At 71.1% G+C, this 21,931-nt stretch carries 20 protein-coding genes and 1 pseudogene; 9 read left to right on the top strand and 12 right to left on the bottom strand.

The genetic code is table 11. From position 1 onward, the window contains the following. Positions 1–111: 111 nt before the first annotated feature. The 3 genes and pseudogenes from MFF56_RS17900 to MFF56_RS17890 all read right to left on the bottom strand — a co-directional run. Positions 112–570 (bottom strand): annotated as a pseudogene (locus MFF56_RS17900) (DUF808 family protein); the annotation flags it as partial. A gap of 96 nt (positions 571–666) precedes the next feature. After that, complete coding sequence (locus tag MFF56_RS17895; RefSeq protein ID WP_238230521.1) at positions 667–942, bottom strand: GCG_CRPN prefix-to-repeats domain-containing protein; 276 nt, start codon at positions 940–942, stop codon at positions 667–669. 221 nt (positions 943–1,163) lie between these two features. Continuing rightward, positions 1,164–2,789 carry a hybrid sensor histidine kinase/response regulator gene (locus MFF56_RS17890; RefSeq protein ID WP_066923926.1) on the bottom strand — a complete coding sequence of 542 codons (1,626 nt, stop codon included), beginning with the start codon at positions 2,787–2,789 and terminating at the stop codon, positions 1,164–1,166. Between the two features lie 442 nt (positions 2,790–3,231). Here MFF56_RS17890 and MFF56_RS17880 point away from each other — a divergent pair, with 442 nt between their 5' ends. Then, entirely contained in the window at positions 3,232–5,673 is a 2,442-nt protein-coding gene (locus MFF56_RS17880) for a PAS domain S-box protein (RefSeq protein ID WP_283207434.1), read from the top strand. Positions 5,674–5,760: 87 nt separating this feature from the next. After that, entirely contained in the window at positions 5,761–6,024 is a 264-nt protein-coding gene (locus MFF56_RS17875) for a hypothetical protein (RefSeq protein ID WP_238230519.1), read from the top strand. 45 nt (positions 6,025–6,069) lie between these two features. On the opposite strand, the gene MFF56_RS17870 is transcribed toward MFF56_RS17875, so the two are convergent. Continuing rightward, positions 6,070–7,074 (bottom strand): catalase family peroxidase, encoded by a 1,005-nt coding sequence (locus MFF56_RS17870; RefSeq protein ID WP_066920302.1) that lies wholly within the window; start codon positions 7,072–7,074, stop codon positions 6,070–6,072. Positions 7,075–7,306: 232 nt separating this feature from the next. Between MFF56_RS17870 and MFF56_RS17865 the strand changes: the two genes are divergently transcribed. The 3 genes from MFF56_RS17865 to MFF56_RS17855 are packed head-to-tail and all read left to right on the top strand — an operon-like array spanning position 7,307 to position 9,025. Then, complete coding sequence (locus MFF56_RS17865) at positions 7,307–8,368, top strand: SDR family oxidoreductase (protein ID WP_066920304.1); 1,062 nt, start codon at positions 7,307–7,309, stop codon at positions 8,366–8,368. Between the two features lie 5 nt (positions 8,369–8,373). Next, a complete protein-coding gene (locus MFF56_RS17860; RefSeq protein WP_066920306.1) occupies positions 8,374–8,811 on the top strand; it encodes an EamA family transporter in 438 nt (145 codons plus the stop codon). 55 nt (positions 8,812–8,866) lie between these two features. After that, positions 8,867–9,025, top strand: coding sequence for a hypothetical protein (locus MFF56_RS17855; RefSeq protein ID WP_197430488.1), 159 nt, complete (start codon positions 8,867–8,869; stop codon positions 9,023–9,025). 90 nt (positions 9,026–9,115) lie between these two features. Here the strand turns inward: MFF56_RS17855 and MFF56_RS17850 are convergent, their stop codons facing one another. After that, positions 9,116–9,952 carry an FTR1 family iron permease gene (locus MFF56_RS17850; protein ID WP_238230517.1) on the bottom strand — a complete coding sequence of 279 codons (837 nt, stop codon included), beginning with the start codon at positions 9,950–9,952 and terminating at the stop codon, positions 9,116–9,118. Between the two features lie 435 nt (positions 9,953–10,387). Here MFF56_RS17850 and MFF56_RS17845 point away from each other — a divergent pair, with 435 nt between their 5' ends. Both MFF56_RS17845 and MFF56_RS17840 read left to right on the top strand, forming a co-directional pair. Then, positions 10,388–10,630 carry a hypothetical protein gene (locus MFF56_RS17845; protein WP_066921514.1) on the top strand — a complete coding sequence of 81 codons (243 nt, stop codon included), beginning with the start codon at positions 10,388–10,390 and terminating at the stop codon, positions 10,628–10,630. Between the two features lie 169 nt (positions 10,631–10,799). Next, positions 10,800–11,255 (top strand): hypothetical protein, encoded by a 456-nt coding sequence (locus tag MFF56_RS17840; RefSeq protein ID WP_066921512.1) that lies wholly within the window; start codon positions 10,800–10,802, stop codon positions 11,253–11,255. On the opposite strand, the gene MFF56_RS17835 is transcribed toward MFF56_RS17840, so the two are convergent. After that, positions 11,227–11,613, bottom strand: a complete 387-nt coding sequence (locus MFF56_RS17835) for a hypothetical protein (protein WP_066921510.1) — start codon at positions 11,611–11,613, stop codon at positions 11,227–11,229. The two genes, MFF56_RS17840 and MFF56_RS17835, sit on opposite strands and share 29 nt — an antisense overlap. A gap of 90 nt (positions 11,614–11,703) precedes the next feature. Between MFF56_RS17835 and MFF56_RS17830 the strand changes: the two genes are divergently transcribed. After that, complete coding sequence (locus MFF56_RS17830) at positions 11,704–12,600, top strand: GGDEF domain-containing response regulator (protein WP_066921508.1); 897 nt, start codon at positions 11,704–11,706, stop codon at positions 12,598–12,600. Between the two features lie 218 nt (positions 12,601–12,818). Then, entirely contained in the window at positions 12,819–13,454 is a 636-nt protein-coding gene (locus tag MFF56_RS17825) for a response regulator transcription factor (protein ID WP_066921506.1), read from the top strand. A 49-nt stretch (positions 13,455–13,503) separates the two neighbouring features. On the opposite strand, the gene lpdA is transcribed toward MFF56_RS17825, so the two are convergent. The 6 genes from lpdA to sucC all read right to left on the bottom strand — a co-directional run bounded on the left by lpdA (position 13,504) and on the right by sucC (position 21,924). Further along, the gene (gene lpdA / locus MFF56_RS17820; RefSeq protein ID WP_066921504.1) at positions 13,504–14,904 is read right to left on the bottom strand and encodes a dihydrolipoyl dehydrogenase; all 1,401 of its coding nucleotides are present in this window, start codon (positions 14,902–14,904) and stop codon (positions 13,504–13,506) included. A 101-nt stretch (positions 14,905–15,005) separates the two neighbouring features. Further along, positions 15,006–16,310 carry a 2-oxoglutarate dehydrogenase complex dihydrolipoyllysine-residue succinyltransferase gene (gene odhB / locus MFF56_RS17815; protein WP_066921502.1) on the bottom strand — a complete coding sequence of 435 codons (1,305 nt, stop codon included), beginning with the start codon at positions 16,308–16,310 and terminating at the stop codon, positions 15,006–15,008. 48 nt (positions 16,311–16,358) lie between these two features. After that, positions 16,359–16,658, bottom strand: a complete 300-nt coding sequence (locus tag MFF56_RS17810) for a YciI family protein (protein WP_066921500.1) — start codon at positions 16,656–16,658, stop codon at positions 16,359–16,361. 10 nt (positions 16,659–16,668) lie between these two features. After that, complete coding sequence (locus MFF56_RS17805) at positions 16,669–19,653, bottom strand: 2-oxoglutarate dehydrogenase E1 component (RefSeq protein ID WP_066921498.1); 2,985 nt, start codon at positions 19,651–19,653, stop codon at positions 16,669–16,671. 185 nt (positions 19,654–19,838) lie between these two features. Further along, positions 19,839–20,723, bottom strand: coding sequence for a succinate--CoA ligase subunit alpha (sucD, locus tag MFF56_RS17800; protein WP_066921496.1), 885 nt, complete (start codon positions 20,721–20,723; stop codon positions 19,839–19,841). 4 nt (positions 20,724–20,727) lie between these two features. Next, entirely contained in the window at positions 20,728–21,924 is a 1,197-nt protein-coding gene (sucC, locus tag MFF56_RS17795) for an ADP-forming succinate--CoA ligase subunit beta (protein ID WP_066921494.1), read from the bottom strand. Positions 21,925–21,931 lie beyond the last annotated feature (7 nt).

Here is a 21,931-nt window from a genome sequence, read left to right as displayed (position 1 = left end):
GGGAGCGCCTCCGCCACCGGCCGGCTTCAGATCGGAACGGTGGCCGGCTTCGCCTCGGAATGACGGCCGGCTTCAAATCGGAATCCCCGGCCGGCTTCGTCGGAATACGCAGAGGATGAAGTCGGTCTTGATCGCGCTCGCCACGCGTCGGTCCTCCGCGGTCCGGTCGTGCGCGGAGGCGGCGAGGTCCTCCTCGTGGGCATGGGCGCCGTGGGGGACGAGGGCCTCGTAGACCTTCTCGGTGCCCTCGTAGCAGAGATAGGCGCCCCCCAGCATGAGGAGCGGGGTGATCGCCCAGGGCGCGAAGGCGCTGAGCGCGAGCGCGCCCGGCAGAAGGAACAGAAGCTTGTTGCGCAGCGACCCCAGCGCGATCCGGCCGACGATCGGCAGCTCGCGCTCGGCGGCGAAACCCACGACGTAGCGCGGCGTGACCGCGGCGTCGTCGATGACGACGCCCGCGGCCTTCGCGCCCGCCCGCGCGGCCTGGCCGGCGACGTCGTCGAGGGAGGCCGCGGCCATCTTCGCGAGGGCCGCGACGTCGTCCAGCAGCGCGATCAGTCCGATGCTCACAGGGTCCCCTCGGCGCGAAAAAGCTTCGCCGGGAAGACGTCCGAGCGCGCGGATGGATCCGCCGGGGGGCCGGCGCGGGTGCGCCGGCCCCGTTCCTCACCAGCGATGACGCCAGCCGGCGTGGCGCCAGCCCCAGTGACGGCCGTGCCAGCCGGCGTGGCGCCAGCCCCAGGGGCGGCGCCAGCCGTAGCCGTAGACGGGCCGCGCGTAGACGACGGGACGGTCGGCATAGGGCCGCCAGTTCGGCCGGCACCAGCCGTAATAGCCGCGATGGAAGCCGGGTCCGCAGCCCTGCGCGGCCTCCGCGGCGCCCGCCGTGCCGGCCAGGGTGCCCAGCGCGAGCAGCGCCGCGCCAGCAAGTTTCATACGCATCCTCTATCCTCCATGTGGATGATGCGTTGAAACGCCGACGGAAGCGCACCGTTTCAAGATGACAAAATCTTAATCTTTTCGCGAGAAGCATTCACGATAAAGAATTACTAAGCATAGTATCAACGTACTATCGATAAGCTTCGCGGAACCGTGTCGTCGAGGCACGATCCCTTGCCAGCTCGGACCGGCCCGCACGACTGGCCGAGCGGGGCGCGAGGCCCCTAGCCGACGCCCGTCGGACCGTCGAGGACGCGCCGCACGCGCCGGGCGAGTTCCATGCGCTTGTAGGGCTTGTTGATGATCTCGAACTCGGTGCCGCCCGCATCGGTGCGCTCCAGCGAGGCCTCGGCGTAGCCCGTGGTCAGCAGCACCTTGATCCGGGGCTGGCGCTCGCGCGCGGCCCGGGCCAGCATGACGCCGTTCATGCCGCCCGGCATGATCAGGTCGGTGAACAGCAGGTCGATGCGCGCCTCGCCGTCCAGCACCTCGAGGGCCGCACGGGGCCCGTCCGCGATCGTGACCTTGTAGCCGAAATCCTCCAGGATCGTGCCCGCGGTGGCGGCCACGTCCGGCCGGTCGTCGACGACGAGCACCGATTCGGTGCCGTGCCGGTCGGCGGCGCGCTGCGAGACCTTGCGCTCCTCCTCGATCTTCTGGTCCGAGGCCGGGAAGAGCAGGCGCACGGTGGTGCCGTGGCCGACCTCCGAGTAGACCTTGACCGAGCCGCCCGACTGCTTGGCGAAGCCGTAGACCATGGCGAGCCCGAGGCCGGTGCCCTTGCCCTCGCCCTTCGTGGTGAAGAACGGCTCCATCACCCGGGCCAGGATCTCGGGGGGCATGCCGATGCCCGTGTCGGTCACCGAGACCACCACGTAGGCGCCCGGGCCCACCGTCTTGTAGAGGGCGGTGTCCTCGTCCTCGATCAGCAGGTTCTCGGTCTTCACCGTCACCGTGCCGCCGTTCGGCATCGCGTCGCGCGCGTTGATCAGCACGTTGAGGAGGGCGACCTCGGCCTGGGTCGGGTCGATGCGCGTGGTCCAGAGGTCGGGCGCCGGCAGCATGCGCATCACGACCTGCTCGCCCAGCGTGCGCTCGGCCATCTCGCTCATGTTCTGGACGAGGCCGTTGATGTTGAGGAGCCGGCCCTCCAGCCGCTGCTTGCGCGAGAAGGCGAGCAACTGGTGCGTGAGCTTGGCGGCGCGCTCGGAGGCGTCCCGCACCGCCTCGCCCGCCCGGCGCAGGCGGGAGACGTCGATGTCGGGGTGGTCGATCAGCGCCAGCATCACCTCGTTGTGGCCCGAGATCACCTGCAGCAGGTTGTTGAAGTCGTGCGCGATGCCGCCGGTGAGCTGGCCGAGACTCTCCATCTTCTGGGCCTGATGGAGCGATTCCTCGGCGTCGCGGCGGCGCGAGACGTCGAGCTGCGAGCCGAAGAAGTAGACGAGGTCGCCCTGGCGGTTGAACACCGGGCTGACGAACAGCGCGTTCCAGAAGGAGGAGCCGTCCTTGCGGTAGTTCAGGATCTCGGTGGCGAACTCGCGGTGCTCGGCGATGGCCGCGCGCACCTCGTCGACCGTGTCGCGATCGGTCTCCGGCCCTTGGAGGAAGCGGCAGTTCGTGCCGATCAGCTCCTGCCGGGTGTAGCCGGTCATGCGCTCGAAGGCGCGGTTGACGAAGAGGATCGGGTTGTCGGGCTGGTGCGGGTCGGTCACGATCATCGGCATGCGCGTCGTCTCGACGGCCGCGAAGAAGATGTCGTGGTGCACGTCCTCGACGCCGGACGGCCCGCTGCCGGTCACGGGTGTGTGCGGACCGTTCGTCCTGGGCTTCTCCGGTGACGACGGCATCCGCTGGCAGGACTTCCCTGGCAAGGCCGGGGCATGGCTGACCCGGTCGGAGAGATGACGGCCGCGATCCTATCACGGCACAACGTATACGTGCAGGCGCACGTAGATCGTTCAACGGTCACGTTGCCGCGGCCGAGCTGGTACGGCGATACCGGTCCAGGCGCCGCTCGCGGCACTTGGCGCAGTTCCCGAGCTAGGGCGGGGCGCGACGGGGCGGATGCGTCCCAAACCCGCACCCCTGGCCGGCGCGACGCGCGCAGGGACCGAGGCCGCAACCGAAGCGGGAATCGGCCGCGACGATCCGGAATGCCCGGACGGCGCCGCCCGCGGGCGGCCGCGCCATCGACGGGGCGGCCCGCTTCTACGAAGAACCCGCTCGTCCTGTTGGCCGTTGTGGTCTGGGGCGGCCGGACGAGCCGTCGAGCCGAGCGGACCTGGCATGATGGGGGATGAGGTCGAGCGGCTGCGGGGCCGCGAGCGCGCGCTGGAAGCCGAGAATGCGCGGCTGCGCGCCCAGCTCGCGGACGGCGTCCGCCGGCCGGAGGCGGGTCAGCGCACCTCGCCGGCGGGGGCGGACCTGCTGTTCACGGCCGCCGAGAAGACCCGCATGCCGCAGATCGTCACCGACCCGAACCGTCCGGACAATCCGATCGTCTTCGCGAACCGCGCCTTCCAAGACCTCTGCGGATACGGGGCGGAGGAGCTGGTCGGGCGCAACTGCCGCTTCCTCCAGGGGCCGGGGACCGACCCCGCCGACGTCGCACGGCTGCGCGATGCCATCGCGGCCCGGCGCGACGTCGTGGTCGAGATCCTCAACTACCATCGCGACGGCACGCCCTTCCGCAACGAACTCTACGTCAGCCCGGTCTTCGACGGCGAGGGGCGGCTGCGCTACTTCTTCGGCAGCCAGCTCGACGTCACGCGATTCCGGACCGAGGAGGGCAAGCTCGCCGAGAGCGAGGCGCGCTACCGCACCCTGTTCGACGCGATCGATGCGGGCTTCTGCATCGTCGAGATGCGTTTCGACGCCGACGAGCGCGCGATCGACTATCGCTTTTTGGAGGTGAACCCCGCCTTCCAGCGGCAGACCGGGCTCGGCGACGTCATCGGACGCTGGGTGAGCGAGGTGGTGCCCGCGCTGGAGCGGCGCTGGTTCGACGTCTACGGCGCGGTCGCGCTGACGGGCCGGCCGGTCCGCTTCGAGAGCGGGGCCGTGGCCATGGGCCGCTGGTTCGACGTGCACGCCCTGCGCATCGGCGATCCCGTCCAGCGCCGCGTCGCCATCCTGTTCAACGACATCAGCGAGCGCCGCGAGGCCGAGGCCGTCCTGCAGGCGACGGCGCGCGACCGCACGGCGGAGCGCGACCTCGTCTGGCGCGCCAGCCGCGACCTGCTCGTGGTCTGCGGCTTCGACGGCGTCTACCGGGCCGTCAACCCGGCCTGGCGGGAGATGCTCGGCTGGGGCGAGGAGCAGCTCGTCGGCGCGCGCTTCGACACCTTCGTCCATCCGGACGACCGGGCCGAGGCGCAGCAGGCCTTCGCGCGCATCGTGCGGGGCGAGGTTCTCGACAACCTCGACGTCCGCCTGCGCGCCGCCGACGGCGCCGAGCGCTGGATCTCCTGGAACGCCATCGCGCAGGGCGACCTCTTCTGCGCCGCCGGCCGCGACGTGACCGAGCGCAAGGCGCTGGAGGAGCAGCTGCGCCAGTCGCAGAAGCTCGAGGCGGTGGGCCAGCTCACGGGCGGCGTGGCGCACGACTTCAACAACCTGCTCACCGTCATCAAGTCCTCGACGGACCTCCTCAAGCGCCCGAACCTCCCCGAGGAGCGCCGCCTGCGCTACGTCGCGGCCATCTCGGACACGGTCGACCGGGCCGCCAAGCTGACGGGCCAGCTCCTCGCCTTCGCGCGCCGCCAGACCCTGACCCCGGAGGTGTTCGATGTCGGCCGGGCGGTCACCGCCCTCTCCGAGATGGTCGGCACGCTCACAGGCGCGCGCATCCGCTTCGAGGCCGAGGTCGCGGCGGGAGGGGACCGGCACGCGGGCCCCGAGCGCCTCGCCGTGAACGCGGATGCGAGCCAGTTCGACACGGCCGTGGTCAACATGGTGGTGAACGCCCGCGACGCCATGGCGGGCGAGGGACGGCTGAGCATCCGCGTCCGTCCCACCTCCGCCATCCCGGCGGTGCGCACCCATCCGAGCGTGCCCGGCGATTTCGTGGCCGTGTCGATCTCGGATACGGGCGCCGGCATCGCCCCCGAGGATCTGGAGCGGATCTTCGAGCCCTTCTTCACCACGAAGGGCGTCGGCCAGGGCACGGGGCTCGGCCTCTCCCAGGTCTTCGGCTTCGCCAAGCAGTCCGGCGGCGAGATCACGGTGACGAGCGAGCGGGGCGCGGGCACGACCTTCACGCTCTACCTGCCGCGGGTCGGGTCGGAGCGGGTGCCGCTGCCGGACGCGGCCGAGCCGGCCCCGCTGGCGAGCGGCCACGGCACCTGCGTGCTCGTCGTGGAGGACAATCCCGAGGTCGGCGCCTTCGCCGAGCAGGCGCTGCGCGAGATCGGCTTCAGCACGGTCTGGGCGACCGATGCCGAGCGGGCGCTGGCCGAGTTCGAGCGCGTGCCGTTCCGCTTCGAGGTCGTCTTCTCCGACGTGGTGATGCCGGGCATGAACGGGGTCGAACTCGCGCACGAGATCCGGCGGCGGCGTCCGGACATGCCGGTGGTCCTCGCCTCGGGCTACAGCCACGTCATGGCCGAGCAGGGCACGCAGGGCTTTCCCCTGCTGCGCAAGCCCTACTCGATCGCCGACCTCTCGCGCATGCTGCGGCGGGCCATCCAGGACGCGCGGTCGAACCGCGACGCGGACCGCTCGCCAGTCTGAGCAGGCGGCGGGAACGCTCCCGTCACCGCCCGCTTGTCCGACTGGGCGGCCCACCGGGGCCGTCGAACCGGATGCCGGAGGCGACCCGTGACCAGAGAGATTCGCGCCACCCTGCTCGCTGCCACGCTCCTCGTCGGCCTCGGCGGCGCCGCCGAGGCGGCGGGCCGCCCCGACGACAAGTCCGAGCCGGCCCAGGGCGCCGCAGCGGGCTCCGCGACGAGCGTCGGCGCGGGCGGCCTCACCGGCTCCGGCGCGACCGAGGCCGGCGCCCGCCGCACCGACGGCAGGGCACCTGCGCCGGCCGCCGAGCGGGGCGGCGCCACCGCCCCGGCCCCCGGCACCACGCGCTGAGCAGGGGACGTGGGCCCGGGGCCAGGACGGCCCGGCCCCGGCGCGCTACTGCGAGCGGCGGCCGAACGAGACCGCGTAGGCCTGGACGCGGGCGTCGATGAGCGGATCGTCCGACACCTCGATCCCGTCCGTGAGGGCGTTCGGCATGAAGAGCAGGGCCTTCTCGGCCTCGCGGCTGTTGGGCACGGCCTTGGCGACCGTCAGGGTGCCGAGGTCGATCGTCCGGCGGTCGTCGGGCCAGGGCTTGGTGGCGTCGTTGGTCGGGTCGCCGGCCTCGGCGAGCTGCGCCAGCACCCGGAAGCGGGCGGGCTCCTTCGCCAGCCGCGGGCCGATCTCCGCCATCAGGTAGCCCGGATCCCGCTTGGCGGCTTCCTCGGGCGGGAGGATCTCCTCGCCCTCGACCGGCACGAAGCGGTAGCGGAAGGCCTGGCGCTTGCCGTCCTTGTCCACGAAGACGAAGGCGTTCACCCCGTTATAGGTCTGGCGGGCGAAGCTCGACGGGGTCTGGGCGGTCTTGCCGGCCGTGGCGGCGGCCGGGTGAGAGGCGGTGAACTTCTCCAGCGCCGTCGGTCGCGGCGCGTCCGGCCCGCTCTCGGAGACGGCCTTCAGGAGGTCGCGGAACTCCTCGCCCGTGGCGACGGGGAAGTACTTCAGGGCGTTGACGACGACGTCCATCTCCGTGTCGTCGGCGAGCTTGAACTTCAGCGCCATGCCGTGCGGGTTGGCGTTGGCCGCACCGTCCGGGATGGTCGGGACGCCGGTGGCGTCCGAGAAGCGGACCGTCACGGGCACGGCCGGCCCCTGGAACAGGGAGGCCTTGCTGATCTTGGCGGCCTCAGGAGAGGGCGTGAAGCTGCCCTCGGCGACCACGCCCTTGGCGTGGTTGGCCCTGAAGCCCGGATGCTTGCCGAACAGCTTGTTCATCACGTCGATGGTCTGCTCGGCGGTCGAGGCGTCGTTCGAGGCGTCCTGGGCGGAGGCCGCGCTTCCCACCGCGAGAGCGAGGGCGACGCCGGTGGCGAGCGCGCGTGCGATCTTGAAGTGCCGCATGAAGGACCTCCGACAACCTTGGCCTGCGTGAGGCCGGCTGGTTCAACTTACGAGCTGTTCATAAGGGGCAAACCGGATCGCGCACAACCGGCCCCTTGCCGCGCCACCGACACGCCCGCGTGAGACTTGGCCGAGATGACGCGGCGCTGCCGGCTTCGGGGGCGGAAGCCTGGACCCGCACGGCACCCGTCCCAGTTCACCCCGGGGGGTGAGCGGCCAGGGAACCAGGAACATGACCGGCACGGCACTGATCGTCGGCGCGAGCGGCATCGTGGGGAGCGCGACCGCCTCCCTGATGGCGGCGGAGGGCTGGTCGGTCCTCGGGCTCGCCCGCAATCCGGCCGCCGCCCCGGGCATCCATCCGGTGCGCGCCGACCTGCACGACCCCGGCGCGCTGCGGGACGCGCTGTCGGACCTGCGCCCGAGCCACGTCGTCCTCGCCACTTGGACGCGCCGGCCGACCGAGGCCGAGATGATTCGCCTGAACGGGCAGGCCGTGCGCGACGTGCTCGAGGCCCTGCGGCCGGGCGGCTCGGTCCGCCACGTCGCCCTGGTGACGGGGCTCAAGCACTATCTCGGGCCGTTCGAGAACTACGGCACAGGCCGCTTGCCGCAGACGCCGTTCCGCGAGGAGCAGGGACGGCTCCCGGTCGAAAACTTCTACTACGCCCAGGAGGATGCCGTCTTCGAGGCCGCGGCCCGCGACGGCTTCACCTGGAGCGTGCACCGCCCACACTCGATCGTCGGCAAGGCGGTCGGCAACGCCATGAACATGGGCACCACGCTGGCCGTCTACGCCACCCTCTGCCGGGAGACCGGGCGGCCCTTCCGCTTCCCCGGCTCGGCCGCGCAGTGGAACGGCCTCGTGGACGTCACCGACGCGCGCCAGCTCGCGCACCACATCCTCTGGGCCTCGACCAGCCGGGCGGGGGCGGACGAGGCCTTCAACGTGGTGAACGGCGACGTCTTCCGCTGGAGCTGGATGTGGGAGCGGATCGCCCGGTGGTTCGGCCTGGAGCCCGCTCCCTTCGACGGCACGGTGCGGCCGCTGGAGGAGCAGATGGCGGGCGACGCAGCCGTCTGGGCCGAGATCGCGGCGCGCCACGGCCTCGCCGAGCCCGACCTCGACCGCCTCGCCTCCCCCTGGCACACCGACGCCGACCTCGGCCGGCCGATCGAGGTGGTGACCGACATGGGCAAGAGCCGCCGGCTCGGCTTCCTGCGCTACCAGCCGTCCGACGACGCCTTCCTCGACCTGTTCGGACGCCTGCGGGCCGACCGGCTGATTCCTTGAGCCCGATGGGCGACTGGCTCGCGTCCTGGCGCCTCTGGGCGCTGCTCTCGGCCGTGTTCGCTGCGCTCACCGCGATCCTGGCCAAGCTCGGCCTGTCGGGCGTGCCCTCCGAGGTCGCGACCTTCCTGCGGACGCTCGTCGTTGCGGCGCTGACCGCCGCGATCGTGCTCGGCACCGGGCAGGCCTCCGCCCTCGGGCAGGTCTCGGGCCGCAGCGCGCTGTTCCTCGTGCTGTCGGGCCTCGCCACCGGGGCGTCCTGGCTCTGCTACTTCCGCGCCCTCTCCCTCGGGGACGCGGCCCGGGTCGCGCCGCTCGACAAGCTCAGCGTCGTGCTGGTGGCCGCGTTCGGCGCCCTCCTCCTCGGCGAGTCGCTGAGCCCGCTCAGCTGGCTCGGCGTGGCGCTGATCGCGGCGGGGGCGGCGCTCGTCGCCTACGGCGGCTGAGGAAACGTTAACGCCCCGGCCCGATCATCGGAACCTCGGATGAGGAGAACGCCCGATGGACAGGTTCTACCGCGGGCTCGAGACCGGCCTCCTCGGTCTCGGCTTCTGCCTCGGCCTCGCGGCCTTCGCGGCGCTCGCCGCGCCGCCGCGGGAGGCCGGCACGCTCGCCGTGACCCTGCCGATGCTCTCGGTCACGACGGGCGCCGCGCCCTGAAACGGAAGGGCCCGCCGCGCGGGTGGCGCGCGCGGGTGGCGCGCGCGGGTGGCGCGGCGGGCCCTCGTCCGGAACCGGTGCGGTCGCCCCTCAGGAGGTCGCCCGCGCCGGCTTGCCCTGCGGGGCCGCCTGGGGCCGCGTCCCGGCGCCGCGGTTCCGCGTCAGGTAGGCGGCGAGGCAGGCGAGCGCGATCGCCACCAGGGCCCCTTGGGTGCCGATGGCCTCCCAGGTGCCGTTGAAGCCGATCTCGGTGACGAAGCCCGGCACCCCCCCGTCGTGGACCGGGATCAGGGTCTGCTCCTGGAACTCCTGGAAGGCCTCGCCGACGAGCTTGAGGCCCATCACGAACAGGAAGGCGGAGGTGATCACGAACATCGGCCGGAGCGGCAGGCGCAGCGCCAGCCACTGCATGGCCACGAACATCGCGGCGAGCGCGAGCGCCGCGACCGCGAGGCCGCCGAAGAGGGAGCCGTCGAAGCCGTTGCCGCTCTTGGCCAGCGCGTGCAGGAACAGCACGGTCTCGGCGCCCTCGCGGAACACCGCCAGGAAGGCGATGCCGGCGAGCGACAGGATGGTGCCGGCCCCGAGCGCCCGCTCGGCGAGGCGGTTCAGGTCGGCCTGCCAGGCCTTCGGGTCCTGCCGGACGAAGAGCCAGCCGCTCATGTAGAACATCAGCGCGGCCGCCGCGAGCATCACGCTCGCCTCCATCAGGTCGTTGTGGTTGCCGTCGAAATAGGTCTCGAACACCCACGCCATGGCGAGGCTTGCCAGAGCCGCGAGCCCGGCGCCCGCATAGACCGGGGCGATCCGCTCGGAGGCGCCCGCCCGGCGCAGGAAGGCGACGAGCGCCGCGATGATCAGAAGCGCTTCCAGGCCTTCCCGAAACAGGATCGTGAAGGCCTGGACGAACGCGGAGCCGTCCGCCATGTCGTTCTCCAGATTGGAATCGTTAAAACCTAATGCTCGATCGGCTTTCAGCGCCTCCAAGATCTGGAAGCATTCCAAAGAAGCCGATTCGTCAGATCGAGAACTTGGCGCTTCGCCTCGATCTGCTTGAGCGCGGATGACTAATCCCTGCACCGGACGGCGGCAAGGTGCCGGGCGGCGGGACGCGCTGAAATGACCGTGCGCGGGCCGGGTCCGGACGCAGCCGGGCGGCGTCGGAACCGGCCGAGCCGACCCTGCCCGACGCCCGCGATCTGGGGACAATCGTGGCGATTCCGTGGGTAAATCCTGTCGTTCCGGTGCAACCGCAAGGCTGAGCCGTGCATTGAGCAGTCAACAGATCGCGCGGGCCGAAGAGCCCGGTCGGACCAGGCTGACGGCCGCGGCACGGACCGGCGGCGAACGAACGGACATCCCATGCTCAAGCTTTCCGCCGCCGGCCTCGCCGCGGCCTCTCTCCTCGCCCTCGCGGGCCCCGCCTCCGCCGCCCCGGCGGCCTCCGACCGCGGCATCGCCAAGGTCGCGGAGGCGAGCCCCGTGCGGCCCGCCGCCGCCTCCACGGCCGAGGCCGAGGAGGACACCAACTGCAGCCGCGCCCGCCGCCGCCTCTGGATCGAGGGCGAGGGCTGGATCGTGCGCCGGATCACGACCTGCCGCTGAAGCCGGCCCATCCCGGGCCTCGCCGAGCCCCGGCTCTCGCCGGGGCTTTTTCATGCCCAGACGGCGCCTTACGCAGTCTGCGCGGCTGGCGCGGCGCCCGGTGCCGGAACGACACCGGAGAGCGTGACGTTCTCCGGGACGTCCACGCCTGGCGCGCCGGAGGATCAGCATGTCGGCTCACATCACCCGGGCGGCGCTCGCCGCGCTCGCCCTGGCCGTCGGAACCGGCGGCGCCGGCGCGGTCGAGGTCTACGGGAGCGGCTACGGCCCCGCCTACGCGCCGGGCTACGACGACGGGGCAGCCCGCTACGGCTTCGCCGACGAGGCGGTGCGCGGCGCCTATGTCGGCGCGCCCCTGACCCGCTTCCCCCGCCCCAGCGAGATCGTGCCGCCGGCCTGGAGCTACGGCACCTACGGCGTGCCGACGATCTCCGGCATCCCGCGAACCCCGGTCGGCGAGCCGACCCTCACGGTGATCAACGCCCGGGAGCCGGCGCGCCGCCGGCCCGCGCCCGGCGCCCGCATCCTGTCGCGGGACGCCCGGGGCGATTGGGCGGCCGCCGAGGCCGGCGGCTACCGGCCCGCGGGCGTGCGCGTCATCGAGGTCCAGGTCCCGCGCCGCTGAGTTCCCCCGCCACGGCGCCCTCCCCCGCGAGGCCCGCGAACCACGCCGCGTAGCGCGTGTTGCGCGCCATCCTGCGGGTCTCGTCCGGGGCGCCGTCGTCCCACCAGACCGGGCCGCGCTCGCCGAGCGCCTCCTTGGCGGCCTGCACCGCGTCCCGCGCCGCGCGCAGGGCATCGCCCGCGTCCCGCAGGCCGCGCCGCTCCGCCGCCTTGGCGTCGCGCACGGCCCGCCGCGCGGCCATCAGCGCCGCGACCGCCCGCGCCCGCGCCGTCTCCGTGAGGGCGGGGTCGGCGCGCCGCCACAGCCGGCCGCGCACGACGATGTAGCGCCCGTCCGGCGTGACCGGCGGCGCGCTCACGGCCGGCGCGCCCCGACGGGCGGTGGAAGGGGCATTAAGCTTTCCGGGCCACAATCAATCCCAGGGTCGATCGCCGCCGGAAGACTGCCCATGAATATCGTCATCGTCGATTCCAGCCGCGTCGTCCTCAAGATCGTGGCGGGGCTGCTCGAGCCGCGCGGACACAATGTGCACTGCTTCACGGATTCGGCGGAGGCCCTCGCCTTCCTGACCGACCGGCCCGAGATCCGGGTGCTCATCACCAGCCTGCAGGTGCGGCCGCTCGGCGGCCTGGAACTGTGCTGGTCCGCGCGCCTGCTGGCCGACGAGCGCCGCCCCCTCTACGTCATCACCATGTCGTCGGCCCGCAACGAGCGCACCCTGGCGGAGGCCCTCGACAGCGGCGCCGACGACTTCATCGACAAGCCGCCCTGCGCCGAGGAGTTGCACGCGCGCCTGCGCGCCGCCGAGCGGCTGACCACCTTGCAGGAGCATCTGATCCGCCTCGCCGAGACGGACCCGCTGAGCGGCCTGCTGAACCGGCGCGCCTTCTTCGCACAGGCCAGCCAGAGCGCGGACCGGGCCGGCAACCACGGCCGCCTCTCGATGATCCTGGCCGACATCGACCACTTCAAGCGCATCAACGACGAGCACGGCCACGATATCGGCGACCGGGCGATCCAGGCGGTCGCCAAGCTGATGTCCGAGGAGGGCCGGGCCGGGCGGCTCGGCGGCGAGGAGTTCGCCATCGCGCTCGCCGATACCGGGCTGGAGGCCGCCGAGGCGGTCGCCCGGCGCCTCTGCCTGAAGGCGCGCGACCTGCGCATCCGCGGCAGCCGCGGCCCGGTGCGGCTCACCTGCAGCTTCGGCGTCAGCACCTGGACGGAAGGCGACTCGGTCGAGGCGCTGGTGAAGCGGGCCGACATCGCCCTCTACGAGGCCAAGGCCGGCGGCCGCGACCGCGTGGTCTCGGCGGCGACCGACCTGATCCTGGCCCGCGCCGGCTGAGGCCAATCTGGGCCGGACCGAATCGGCACAGACCTCCTCGAGACGTCGACCCCGGCGTCCGCATTCGGGACAACCGTCGGCCGTCCATCACCGGGCTCTCCTACGGAATAGCCCCGCGTAAACCTTAACGTTCTGCCGAAAGCGCCTGGACTCGAACTTGAAACGCACCTTCCGAGAACGGCGGCGCCGTCTCATTGCGGGAAGAGGGGCGTGGGATCATGAGTGCTGCGGTGGGCGTGCTGATCGTTGACGAGCCGCAGGACCTGTGTCCGACCGTTCGGGCCACCCTCGAGCACTTGCCCGAACTCCAGACCCTGCACGAGGCGGATCTCGCCGAGACGGAACTGGACCACCTCGTCGCCCTGGTCTTCATCGACGCGCGGCGCGTCGGCGACGGGCTCGCCCAGATCGGCGCACTGAAGGAGCGGCAGCCGCGGTTACGGGTCCTGGCCGCCTTCCAGGCCCTGGGTGGAGCCGATCTCGGGGCACTGCTCGCGGCCGGCACGGACGCCGTGATCGCCCGCTCGGGATCGCCGCGCGATCTCAGCGCGGCGATCCTGGCGCTCGCCGCCGGCCAGGAGCGCCTCTCGGGCCCCCACGGCGAGCCGCAGCCGGAGTCCGGCGAGGCGCTCGGCCTGACCCCGCGGGAGGCGGAGGTGCTGCGCTTCCTCAGCGCGGGCTTCAGCAACAAGGAGGTCGCCCGCCGCCTCGCGCTCAGCGTGCGCACGGTCGAGACCCATCGGCTGAACCTGCGGCGCAAGACGCAGACCGGCCGGCTGAAGGACCTCGTCTCGCTCGCCCGCCAGCTCGGCCTCGCGCCGGTGCTGGAGGAGTCCCGCGCGGCGCGTCACTGACGCGCCGCGCGGCGTTCGATCGACGGATCGCCGGGATCCGGACCGTTCCTCAGACGTGGATGGCGCGCTTGGCGACCGCGAGGGCCGCTTCCTTCACGGCCTCGGTGAGCGTCGGGTGGGCGTGGCAGGTCCGGGCGATGTCCTCCGAGGATGCGCCGAATTCCATCGCCACCGCGACCTCGGCGATCAGGTTGCCGGCATCCGCCCCCACGATGTGCACGCCGAGCACCCGGTCGCTCGCCGCATCCGCCAGCACCTTCACGAAGCCGTCCGTGGTGCCGTTGGCCTTGGCCCGCCCGTTGGCCGTGAAGGGGAACTTGCCGGCGTTGTAGCTGATGCCGTCCTTCTTCAGCTCCTCCTCGGTCTTGCCGACAGAGGCGACCTCCGGGAAGGTGTAGACCACGTTCGGGATCACCGCGTAGTTCACGTGGCCCGACTGGCCGGCCAGGATCTCGGCCACCGCCACGCCCTCGTCCTCGGCCTTGTGGGCGAGCATCGGGCCGGCGATCACGTCGCCGATCGCGTAGATGCCGGTGACGTTGGTGGCGAAGTGCTCGTCCGTCTGGATCCGGCCCTTGTCGTCCACCTGGACGCCGACCGTCTCCAGGCCGAGGCCCTGCGTGTAGGGCACGCGGCCGATGGCAACCAGCACCACGTCGGCCTCCAGCGTCTCGGAGGCGCCGCCCGCGGCGGGCTCCACCGTGACCTTCGCGCCCTTCTTAGCCACCTCGACGCCCGTGACCTTGGTGGAGAGTTTGAAGGCCAGCCCCTGCTTGGTCAGGATGCGCTGGAACTGCTTGCCCACCTCCCCGTCCATGCCCGGCAGCACCCGGTCGAGATACTCGACCACGGTGACCTCGGCGCCGAGGCGCCGCCAGACCGAGCCGAGTTCGAGCCCGATCACGCCCGCGCCGATGACGAGGAGCTTCTTCGGCACCCGGTCCAGTTCGAGCGCGCCCGTGGAGGAGACCACCACCTGCTCGTCGATCTCGACGCCGCGCAGCTTGGCCACGTCCGAGCCGGTGGCGATGACGATGTTCTTCGTCTCCAGCATCCGGTTGCCGCCGTCCTCGGAGACGACCTCGACGCGTCCCGCGCCGGCGATCCGGCCGGTGCCCTGATAGGTGTCGACCTTGTTCTTCTTGAGCAGGAACTCGACGCCCTTGGTGTTGCCCGCGACCCCTTCCGACTTGAAGCTCATCATCTTCTTCAGGTCGAGCTTCACCCCGCTCACCTCGATGCCGAGATCGGCGAAGTGGTGGTTGGCCTCGTCGAAGGCTTCCGAGGCGTGCAGCAGGGCCTTCGAGGGGATGCAGCCGACGTTGAGGCAGGTGCCGCCATGGGTCGCCCGCTTCTCGACCACCGCGGTCTTCAGCCCGAGCTGGGCCGCCCGGATGGCGCAGACATAGCCCCCGGGGCCGGTGCCGATGACGACGAGATCGTAGGACATGCGTTCAGAACTCGCGGATCGAGGCAGGCCATGCCGGGCCCGCAGGAAGTCCGGTGCGCGGGCTCATGCGCCCGCGCTTCGATGTCGATGAGAAGGCCGGCTTAGAGGTCCAGCACGAGGCGCGCCGGGTCCTCCAGGGCCTCCTTGACGCGCACGAGGAAGGTCACGGCCTCCTTCCCGTCCACGATGCGGTGGTCGTAGGAGAGGGCCAGATACATCATCGGCCGCGCCTCGATCTTGCCGCCCCGCACGACAGGCCGCTCCTCGATGCGGTGCATGCCGAGGATGCCCGATTGCGGCGCGTTGAGGATCGGCGTCGACATCAGCGAGCCGTAGATGCCGCCGTTGGTGATCGTGAAGGTGCCGCCCTGCATCTCCTCGATGGAGAGCTTGCCGTCGCGCGCCTTCTTGCCGAAGCCCGCGATCGTCTTCTCGATGCCGGCGATCGAGAGGTCGTCGGCGTCGCGCACCACCGGCACGACGAGGCCCTTGTCGGTGCCGACCGCGATGCCGATGTGGTAGTAGTTCTTGTAGACGAGATCCTGCCCGTCGATCTCGGCGTTGACCGCCGGGACATCCTTCAGGGCGCCGATCACCGCCTTGGTGAAGAAGCCCATGAAGCCGAGCTTCGTGCCGTGCTTCTTCTCGAAGATGTCCTTGTACTGGGACCGCATCGCCATCACGGCCGACATGTCGACGTCGTTGAACGTCGTCAGCATCGCGGCGGTGTCCTGCGCGTCCTTGAGGCGGCGCGCGATGGTCTGGCGCAGCTTCGTCATGCGCACGCGCTCCTCGCGCGCGGCGTCGTCCGGCGCGGAAGGCGCGCGCGGCAGGGTGGGCCGGGCCTCCTTGGCGGGCGCCGCCTGAGCGGGTCCCTTGGCGATGGCGCCCAGCATGTCGCCCTTGGTGACGCGGCCGTCCTTGCCGCTGCCGTTGACGCCCGACGGATCGACGCCGGATTCGCGGGCGAGCTTGGCCACCGCCGGGCCGTTGTCGCCGACCGGGCGGCCGGCCTGGGGCGCGCCGTCACCGTGGCTGCCGTAGCTCGCCGAGGATTCCTTCGGGGGTTCGGCCTTCGCGGAGCCGCCGTCCTTCGGGCCCTCGCTGCGGCTCTCGGCCTTGGTCTCGGCGGCCTGCTTCGGGGCCGCCTTCGCGCCGCCGCCCGCGCCCGCCTCGACGATCGAGCCGAGCAGCGCGCCGGGCTCCACCGTCTCGCCGTCCTTCACCAGGATCTCGCCGAGCTCGCCGGCGGCCGGGGCGTTGACCTCCAGCGTGACCTTGTCGGTCTCCAGCTCCACCAGGGGCTCGTCGGCCGCGACCGTGTCGCCGGGCTTCTTGAACCAGCGGCCGATCGTGGCCTCGCTCACGGATTCGCCGAGCGTCGGGACGAGGATGTCGGTTGCCATGCTCTCACTGCCCCGCGGGGGGCCTCCTGTGGCTGTCGGTTCGCGGCCTCAACGCCGCAGAATCAGGTTTGGAACGGCCGAGAGGGTATAGGCGAAGCCGGCTCCCGCCCGGATGACGGGATCGTCGGCCCCGAGTGCGCGCGCGGCCGCGTCGTCCTCCGCCTCCACCAGGGCGAGGCCCCAGGTCCCGGCCGCGTCGAAGACGGGCCCCACCGCGACGGCCTGCCCCCGCTCCGCGCGGTCGATCCAGTAGGCCGCGTGCTCGGAGAACAGGGCCTTCTCGGCGTCCGTCGCGTCGAAAGGGAAGCTCGGACGCGGCGGCTCGAGGCGGAGCAGGAAGTAGGGCATCGGCTCTCGGTCAGACCGCCAGGGCCTCGTTGAGGAAGGCCTGGAGCTGCGCCTGGTGCTTCGACATCAGGCCGACCGCGGTCGAGGCCGAGGCCGGGCGCCCGACGTAGCGCGGGCGCTTCGAGGCGGAGCCCGCCTGGCCCAGCACCCATTCGAGATAGGGCTCGACGAAGGACCACGCGCCCATGTTCTTGGGCTCCTCCTGGCACCAGACCACCTCCGCGTTGCGGAAGCGACCCATCTCGGTGGCCAAGGCCTTCAGCGGGAACGGGTAGAGCTGCTCGACGCGCAGCAGGTAGACGTCGTTGACGCCCCGCTTCTCGCGCTCCTCCAAGAGGTCGTAGTAGACCTTGCCCGAGCAGAGCACGACGCGGCGGACCTTGTCGTCGCGCACGAGCTTCAGCTCGCTCGACTCCTGCTCGGCGTCGTCCCAGAGGATGCGGTGGAAGGTCGAGCCCTCCGCCAGCATGTCGAGGGAGGAGACCGCCCGCTTGTGGCGCAGCAGCGACTTCGGCGTCATCAGCACGAGCGGCTTGCGGAAGTCGCGCTTCAGCTGCCGGCGCAGGATGTGGAAGTAGTTCGCCGGCGTCGTGCAGTTGGCGACCTGCATGTTGTCCTCGGCGCAGCCCTGCAGGTAGCGCTCCAGGCGGGCCGAGGAGTGCTCCGGCCCCTGGCCCTCGTAGCCGTGCGGCAAGAGCATCACGAGGCCGGACATGCGCAGCCACTTGCGCTCGCCGGATGCGATGAACTGGTCGATCACCACCTGCGCGCCGTTGGCGAAGTCGCCGAACTGCGCCTCCCAGAGCACCAGCGCGTTCGGCTCGGCCAGCGAGTAGCCGTACTCGAAGCCGAGCACCGCCTCCTCGGAGAGCATCGAGTTGATGATCTCGATGTTGGCCTGCCCCTCGCGGATCGAGTTCAGGGCGGTGAAGCGCTGCTCGTTCTCCTGGTCGATCACCACGGCGTGGCGCTGCGAGAAGGTGCCGCGCTCGACATCCTGGCCCGAGAGGCGGACCCGGTTGCCGTCGAGGAGGATCGAGCCGAAGGCCAGCGCCTCGGCGGTCGCCCAGTCGATGCCCTGCCCGGTCTCGACCGCCTTGGCGCGGTTGTCGAGGAAGCGCTGGATCGTGCGGTGCAGCTGGAAGCCGGGGGGCGCCTGCGTGATCCGCTGGCCGATCTCCCGCAGGGTCTCGGCGGGCACGGCGGTGCGGCCGCGGCGCGGGTCGTCCACGTCCTCGTAGACCGCCTTGAAGCCGGACCAGCGTCCGTCGAGCCAGTCGGCCTTGTTGGCCTTGTAGTTCGTCGCCGTGTCGAGTTCGGCATCGAGCATGCCGCGGAACTCGGCCTTGCGGGCATCGAGCGCTTCCTGGGTCAGCACGCCGCTCTCGACCAGCTTGCGGCCGTAGGTCTCCAGCGCGGTCGGGTGCTTGCGGATGCGCTGGTACATCTTCGGCTGGGTGAAGGCCGGCTCGTCGCCCTCGTTGTGGCCGAAGCGGCGGTAGCAGAGCATGTCGATCACGACCGGCTTGCCGAACTTCTGCCGATACTCGACCGCGACCTTGGCGGCGAAGGTCACCGCCTCCGGGTCGTCGCCGTTGCAGTGGAAGATCGGAGCTTCCACCATCTTCGCCACGTCCGACGGGTAGGGCGAGGAGCGCGAGAAGCGCGGATCGGTGGTGAAGCCGATCTGGTTGTTGATGATGAAGTGCACCGAGCCGCCGGTGCGGTGGCCCTTGAGGCCCGAGAGGCCGAGGCACTCGGCCACCACGCCCTGGCCGGCGAAGGCCGCGTCGCCGTGGATGAGGAGCGGCAGCACCGTGCGGCGCTCGACGTTGGGCTTGGCCCACTGGTCCTGCTTGGCCCGCACCTTGCCGAGCACCACCGGATCGACGATCTCGAGGTGGGACGGGTTGGCGGTCAGCGAGAGGTGGACGTTGTTGCCGTCGAAGGAGCGGTCCGAGGACGCGCCCAGATGGTACTTCACGTCGCCCGAGCCCTCGACCTCGGCCGGCGAGGCCGAGCCGCCCTTGAACTCGTGGAAGACCGCCCGGAAGGGCTTGGCCATCACGTTGGTCAGCACGTTGAGACGGCCGCGGTGGGCCATGCCGAGCACGATCTCGCGCACGCCGAGCGCGCCGCCGCGCTTGATGATCTGTTCCAGCGCCGGGATCATCGCCTCGCCGCCGTCGAGGCCGAAGCGCTTGGTGCCGGTGTACTTGAGATCGAGGAATTTTTCGAATCCCTCGGCTTCGATGAGCTTGTTCAGGATGGCCCTGCGGCCCTCAGGAGTAAAAGAAATCTCCTTGTCCTTGCCCTCGATGCGCTCCTGCAGCCACGCCTTCTCGGCCGGATCCGAGATGTGCATGAACTCGACGCCGAGCGTCTGGCAGTAGGTCCGCTCCAGAATGCCGACGATCTCGCGGATCGTGCCGAACTCGAGGCCCAGCACGTTGTCGAGGAAGATCTGGCGGTCCCAGTCGCTCTCCTGGAAGCCGTAATGCTGCGGGTGCAGCTCCTCGTGGTCGCCGCGCGGGGCGAGGCCCAGCGGGTCGAGCTTGGCGTGGAGGTGGCCGCGCATGCGGTAGGCGCGGATCAGCATGATCGCGCGGACCGAATCCTTCGTGGCCTGCTCGACGGAGACGCCGGTCTTGGCCACGACCGCGGCGCCGTCGGCCGGCTTGCCGGGCTTGGCGTCCTTCGCCAAAATCTTGTCGCCGAGGCCCTTCTCGAGTGCCGGCCAGTTGCCGTCGAGCGCCGAGACGATCTCGCCGTTGAGCGGCACCGGCCAGTTGGGCTTGGTCCAGGACGCGCCCTTGGCGTTCTTCTCCACCAGCGTCTCGTCTTCGCCGAGGGCCTTGAAGAAGTTCTGCCACTCGGGATCGACCGAGGCGGGGTTGCGCGCGTAGGCCGCCTGCAGCTCCTCGATATAGGCGGCGTTGCCGCCGTAGAGGAACGAGGTTTCGAGGAGCGCTTCGTTCAGGTCCTGGCGTGCCATGGTCCGTCCATCCTGCTCGGGGGTGCGGACCGCGCCGGGCGGACCGCCCTCAACCGTTCGGACGCGCCCGCGCGAGGGCGGCGGGCGCATCCGTCACTGAGATCCGGCCGGGACACGCGGCCTGCCGCGCGCCCCGATCCGTCCGATATGGGCCCCGCCTCCTTGCGTGTGGCGCAAGGCAGCGTTCAGCCCTTCAGCACCTCGACCAGCGTCGAGCCGAGGCGGGCCGGGGACGGAGAGACGCGGATGCCCGCCTCCTCCATCGCGGCGATCTTGTCCTCGGCGCCGCCCTTGCCGCCCGAGATGATCGCGCCGGCATGGCCCATGCGGCGGCCCGGAGGCGCCGTGCGGCCGGCGATGAAGCCGACCATCGGCTTCTTCCGGCCCCGCTTGGCCTCGTCCCGCAGGAACTGGGCGGCCTCCTCCTCGGCCGAGCCGCCGATCTCGCCGATCATCACGATCGACTCGGTCTTCGGGTCGGCGAGGAACAGCTCCAGCACGTCGATGAACTCGGTGCCCTTCACCGGGTCGCCGCCGATGCCGACGGCGGTGGTCTGGCCGAGGCCCGCATTCGTGGTCTGGAACACCGCCTCGTAGGTCAGCGTGCCGGAGCGCGAGACGATGCCGACCGAGCCGGGGCGGAAGATGTTGGCCGGCATGATGCCGATCTTCGACTCGCCCGCGGTGACGATGCCGGGGCAGTTCGGGCCCACGAGGCGCGACTTCGAGCCGACGAGCGCACGCTTCACCCGCACCATGTCGAGCACCGGAATGCCCTCCGTGATGCAGACGATCAGCGGGATCTCGGCGGAAATCGCCTCGCAGATCGCGTCGGCGGCGCCCGGCGGCGGCACGTAGACCACCGAGGCATCGGCGCCCGTGGCCTCGCGGGCCTCGGCGACCGTGTCGAACACCGGCAGGCCCAGATGCTGCGAGCCGCCTTTGCCGGGGCTCGTGCCGCCGACCATCTTGGTGCCGTAGGCGATGGCCTGCTCGGAGTGGAAGGTGCCGTTCTTGCCGGTGAAGCCCTGGCAGATGACCTTGGTGTTGGCGTCGATCATGACGGACATCGGATCAGGCTCCCTTCACCGCGGCGACGATCTTCTGGGCGGCGTCGTCGAGGTCGTCCGCCGGGATGACGTTGAGGCCGGACGAGCGGATGATCTCCTTGCCCTCCTCGACGTTGGTGCCCTCCAGGCGCACCACCAGCGGCACTTCCAGGCCCACCGCCTTCACCGCCGCGATCACGCCGCGGGCGATGACGTCGCACTTCATGATCCCGCCGAAGATGTTGACGAGGATGCCCTTCACCTGCGGGTCGGCGGTGATGATCTTGAAGGCCGCCGTGACCTTCTCCTCGGAGGCGCCGCCGCCGACATCGAGGAAGTTCGCCGGCTCCTCGCCGTAGAGCTTGATGATGTCGAGCGTCGCCATCGCGAGGCCCGCGCCGTTGACCATGCAGCCGATCGTGCCGTCGAGCGCGATGTAGGCGAGGTCGTACTTGGAGGCCTCGATCTCCTTGGCGTCCTCCTCGGTCTCGTCGCGGAGCGCCACGACGTCGGGGTGCCGGTAGAGGGCGTTCGAGTCGAAGGAGATCTTGGCGTCGAGGCACTTGAGGTGGCCGTCGCCGGTGAGCACCAGCGGGTTGATCTCCAGCATGCTCATGTCCTTGGCCGTGAAGGCCCGGTAGAGCTTCTCCGTCAGCTCGCCCGCTTCCTTGGCCTGCGCGCCCGAGAGGCCGAGCGCCTTGGCGACCGCGCGGCCGTGATGGGGCATGATGCCGGTGGCCGGATCGACCGAGAAGGTGACGATCTTCTCAGGCGTGTCGTGGGCGACCTGCTCGATGTCCATGCCGCCCTCGGTCGAGACCACGAAGGCGACCTGCCCGGTCTCGCGGTCGACGAGCATCGACAGGTAGAACTCGGCGGCGATCTGCGCGCCTTCCTCGATGTAGAGACGGTTGACCTGCTTGCCGGCCTCGCCGGTCTGCACGGTCACCAGCGTCTGGCCGAGCATCTCGCGGGCGAACTGCACCACCTCGTCCTTCGACTTGGTGACGCGCACGCCGCCCTTGGCGCCGGCCGGCGCACCCTTGAAGGTGCCCTTGCCGCGGCCGCCCGCGTGGATCTGGCTCTTCACCACCCAGACCGGGCCGCCGAGCTCGTCGGCGGCGGCGGCCGCCTCCTCAGGCTTGAAGATCGCGACGCCGCGGGAGACCGGCAGGCCGAACTCGCGCAGCACCCCCTTGGCTTGATATTCGTGGATGTTCATAGGCGTC

The sequence above is a fragment of the Methylobacterium hispanicum genome (assembly GCF_022179285.1).
Classification (GTDB): domain Bacteria; phylum Pseudomonadota; class Alphaproteobacteria; order Rhizobiales; family Beijerinckiaceae; genus Methylobacterium; species Methylobacterium hispanicum.
This window is presented reverse-complemented; position numbering and strand designations above follow the sequence as displayed.

Bases quoted from the DNA above. Each gene is read 5' to 3' on its own strand.
- MFF56_RS17895 (WP_238230521.1), bottom strand. From the start codon at position 942: ATGCGTATGAAACTTGCTGGCGCGGCGCTGCTCGCGCTGGGCACCCTG.
- MFF56_RS17890 (WP_066923926.1), bottom strand. From the start codon at position 2,789: ATGCCGTCGTCACCGGAGAAGCCCAGGACGAACGGTCCGCACACACCC.
- MFF56_RS17880 (WP_283207434.1), top strand. From the start codon at position 3,232: ATGGGGGATGAGGTCGAGCGGCTGCGGGGCCGCGAGCGCGCGCTGGAA.
- MFF56_RS17870 (WP_066920302.1), bottom strand. From the start codon at position 7,074: ATGCGGCACTTCAAGATCGCACGCGCGCTCGCCACCGGCGTCGCCCTC.
- MFF56_RS17865 (WP_066920304.1), top strand. From the start codon at position 7,307: ATGACCGGCACGGCACTGATCGTCGGCGCGAGCGGCATCGTGGGGAGC.
- MFF56_RS17860 (WP_066920306.1), top strand. From the start codon at position 8,374: ATGGGCGACTGGCTCGCGTCCTGGCGCCTCTGGGCGCTGCTCTCGGCC.
- MFF56_RS17855 (WP_197430488.1), top strand. From the start codon at position 8,867: ATGGACAGGTTCTACCGCGGGCTCGAGACCGGCCTCCTCGGTCTCGGC.
- MFF56_RS17850 (WP_238230517.1), bottom strand. From the start codon at position 9,952: ATGGCGGACGGCTCCGCGTTCGTCCAGGCCTTCACGATCCTGTTTCGG.
- MFF56_RS17845 (WP_066921514.1), top strand. From the start codon at position 10,388: ATGCTCAAGCTTTCCGCCGCCGGCCTCGCCGCGGCCTCTCTCCTCGCC.
- MFF56_RS17840 (WP_066921512.1), top strand. From the start codon at position 10,800: ATGTCGGCTCACATCACCCGGGCGGCGCTCGCCGCGCTCGCCCTGGCC.
- MFF56_RS17830 (WP_066921508.1), top strand. From the start codon at position 11,704: ATGAATATCGTCATCGTCGATTCCAGCCGCGTCGTCCTCAAGATCGTG.
- MFF56_RS17825 (WP_066921506.1), top strand. From the start codon at position 12,819: ATGAGTGCTGCGGTGGGCGTGCTGATCGTTGACGAGCCGCAGGACCTG.
- lpdA (WP_066921504.1), bottom strand. From the start codon at position 14,904: ATGTCCTACGATCTCGTCGTCATCGGCACCGGCCCCGGGGGCTATGTC.
- odhB (WP_066921502.1), bottom strand. From the start codon at position 16,310: ATGGCAACCGACATCCTCGTCCCGACGCTCGGCGAATCCGTGAGCGAG.
- MFF56_RS17810 (WP_066921500.1), bottom strand. From the start codon at position 16,658: ATGCCCTACTTCCTGCTCCGCCTCGAGCCGCCGCGTCCGAGCTTCCCT.
- MFF56_RS17805 (WP_066921498.1), bottom strand. From the start codon at position 19,653: ATGGCACGCCAGGACCTGAACGAAGCGCTCCTCGAAACCTCGTTCCTC.
- sucD (WP_066921496.1), bottom strand. From the start codon at position 20,723: ATGTCCGTCATGATCGACGCCAACACCAAGGTCATCTGCCAGGGCTTC.
- sucC (WP_066921494.1), bottom strand. From the start codon at position 21,924: ATGAACATCCACGAATATCAAGCCAAGGGGGTGCTGCGCGAGTTCGGC.